Annotated in this window: 1 pseudogene; it reads left to right on the forward strand. The window is 65.7% G+C overall.

The window, feature by feature from the left end:
• Nucleotides 1-535 (forward strand): annotated as a pseudogene (locus tag AX750_RS13235) (transposase); the annotation flags it as partial.
• Nucleotides 536-629 lie beyond the last annotated feature (94 nt).

The following is a 629-nucleotide window of genomic DNA, read 5'->3' on the forward strand; positions in this document are numbered from 1 at the left end:
GCGATCACGATGTTCCGGATGATCATTGCCCAGGCGCGGGGCCTGATCCGGGAGCGCAACCGGATCGAGGAGATCGCGCAGGTCACGCTGGCTGATCATCACGATTACCAGTTGCTGCGGCGGATTCCGGGAATCGGGCCGATCAACGCTCTGACAATCCTCGCCGAGGCCGGAGACCTGAGACGGTTCGGCCACCACCGCCAGTTCCTGAAGTTCTGCGGCCTCGACCTCGCGACCTGCCAATCCGGCACATTCCGCGGTCGGACCAAGCTGTCGAGGTACGGCAATGCCCGGCTGCGCCGAACGTTCTGGATGGCGGCGCAGGTCGCCGCGCGCCAATGTGACAACAGCTTCCGCGACAAGCTCGGCCGCTATGTTGCCGGCCACGCGGACGATGCCGATCGCCGTCGCAAGGCGATGACCGCGCTCACCGCCAAGATGGCGCGGGTGGCGCATGCCGTCGTCAAGACGGGGACAGAATACCGGCCGTTCCTGGAGCGACCGGGTGCCAGGTGGAAGGACCCCTCTCTGCAAGGGCCGTGAGGGCGCCAAAGGCGACCCTGTAGATAATGTTCGGGCCTTCCACCTGGGTGCGTATCTCGTCTTGAGGACGGTGAGGACCACGGCCG

The sequence above is a fragment of the Methylobacterium sp. CCH7-A2 genome, from assembly GCF_001557075.1.
Lineage (GTDB): Bacteria > Pseudomonadota > Alphaproteobacteria > Rhizobiales > Beijerinckiaceae > Allobosea > Allobosea massiliensis.